The organism is Nonomuraea sp. NPDC049784 (genome assembly GCF_040659615.1).
Classification (GTDB): Bacteria; Actinomycetota; Actinomycetes; order Streptosporangiales; family Streptosporangiaceae; genus Nonomuraea.
Window position 1 is genome coordinate 1 of the sequence record NZ_JBFAMX010001026.1, and the last position, 2,287, is coordinate 2,287.

Here is a 2,287-nt window from a genome sequence, read left to right on the forward strand (position 1 = left end):
GCATGTACGCCGTCTACCACGGCCCCGAGGGGCTGCGCGGGATCGCCCACCGCGTGCACCGGCACGCCGTGGCCCTCGCCGGCGGGCTGCGCCAGGCGGGGCTGGAGGTCGTGCACCGCGAGTTCTTCGACACCGTGCTCGTACGCGTTCCCGGCCGGGCCGCCGCCGTGGTCGCCGCCGCCGCCGAGCGGGGCGTCAACCTCTGGCAGGCCGACGACGACCACGTGTCCGTCTCCTGCGACGAGAAGACCGGGGCCGCCGAGGTGGCCAAGGTGTGGGCCGCGTTCGGGATCGAGCGCACCGACGTGGTCCTGGACGCCGACGCGTTGCCCGCCTCGCTGCCGCGCGAGTCTGAGTACCTGACCCACCCGGTCTTCCACAGCCACCGCTCCGAGACCGCGATGCTGCGCTACCTGCGCAAGCTTCAGGACAAGGACATCGCCCTCGACCGCTCGATGATCCCGCTCGGCTCCTGCACGATGAAGCTGAACGCGACCACCGAGATGGAGCCGATCACCTGGCCGGAGTTCGCCGCGATCCACCCGTACGCGCCCGACGAGCAGGCTGAGGGCTACCGGGAGCTGATCGGCACGCTGGAGGACTGGCTGGCCGAGGTGACCGGCTACGACCGCGTCTCCATCCAGCCGAACGCCGGCTCGCAGGGCGAGTTCGCCGGGCTGCTGGCCATCCGCGCCTACCACCGCGCCAACGGCCAGGACGGGCGCGACGTCTGCCTCATCCCGTCCTCGGCGCACGGCACCAACGCGGCCAGCGCCATCATGGCGGGCATGCGGGTCGTGGTCGTGGCCTGCGACTCCGACGGCAACGTCGACCTGGCCGACCTCGACGCCAAGATCGGCAAGCACCGTGACCAGCTCGCCGCGATCATGGTGACGTACCCCTCGACGCACGGCGTGTACGAGGAGACGATCACCGAGGTGTGCGCCAAGGTGCACGACGCCGGCGGCCAGGTCTACGTGGACGGGGCCAACCTCAACGCGCTCGTCGGGCTGGCCAAGCCGGGTGAGTTCGGGGCCGACGTGTCCCACCTCAACCTGCACAAGACGTTCTGCATCCCGCACGGGGGCGGCGGTCCCGGCGTCGGCCCCGTCGCGGTACGCGGCCACCTGGCGGCCTACCTGCCCGGCCACCCGCTGCACAACGGCACGCCGGTGGGGCCCGTCTCGGCGGCGCCGTACGGGTCGGCGGGGATCCTGCCGATCTCGTGGGCGTACATCAGGATGATGGGCTCGGAGGGGCTCACGGCGGCCACGGAGCAGGCCATCCTGTCGGCGAACTACCTGGCCAGGCGGCTCGCCCCGCACTACCCCGTGCTCTACACGGGGCGCGGCGGGCTGGTGGCCCACGAGTGCATCGTCGACCTGCGGCAGATCACCAAGGAGACCGGGGTCACCGTGGACGACGTGGCCAAGCGCCTCATCGACTACGGCTTCCACGCTCCCACCATGTCCTTCCCCGTCGCCGGGACGCTGATGATCGAGCCGACGGAGAGCGAGGACCTCGGGGAGCTCGACCGGTTCGTGGACGCGATGATCGCCATCCGGGGGGAGATCTCCAAGGTGGCGTCCGGCGAGTACGACAAGACGGACAACCCGCTGCGCAACGCGCCGCACACGGCCGAGTCGGTCAGCGCGGACGAGTGGCGGCACCCCTACTCGCGTTCCGAGGCGGCCTATCCCGTGCCGTCGTTGCGGGACGGGAAGTACTGGGTGCCGGTGCGGCGGATCGACCAGGCGTACGGTGACCGCAACCTGGTGTGCTCGTGCCCTCCGCTGGAGGCGTACGAGGACTAGGAGCCCCGGCGGCGGCCGTGGGATCGATCTTCCGGTGGGAGGCCGGTGACGCGCGACGGCGCAGCGCTCTACACCCGTAGGGCGCTGAAGGCCGCCGCGCCCGCCCTGACCGCTCCGGCGGGGTGGCGTCCGAAGCCGGTCAGTCCTTCCGCGTCAACTGAGCAGACATGATCGACAGAAGTCGTTAGGCTCGGTGCGACCGTCGCCAGAAGGAGCTCTCTTGACGTCCTCAGAGCTGGAGACCCCGCCTCTCGACATCGCCCGCCGCCTGGCCGAGAGCGGCGACCTGGACGGCGCCGCCGCCATACTCGCCGAGCTGGTCGCCGACCCCGACGGTCCCGACCGGGCTCAGGCGGCCGTCGGGCTCGCCGTGGTGCTGGAGGAGCGCGGCGACGTGGAGGCCGCCCGGGCCGCCGCCAGGACGGCGCTGGCCACCGGACACCCCGAATACGCCGCGCAGGCCGCCTGCCACC

The 2,287-nt window shown here is 71.9% G+C and carries 2 protein-coding genes; both read left to right on the forward strand.

The genetic code is table 11. The features are described from left to right. On the forward strand, positions 1-1,814 hold a 1,814-nt coding region (gene gcvP, locus AB0J09_RS62715), incomplete at its 5' end, for an aminomethyl-transferring glycine dehydrogenase (protein WP_360713748.1). Between the two features lie 220 nt (positions 1,815-2,034). Continuing rightward, positions 2,035-2,287 (forward strand): tetratricopeptide repeat protein (locus AB0J09_RS62720; RefSeq protein ID WP_360713750.1); only part of this gene is annotated, 253 nt, incomplete at its 3' end.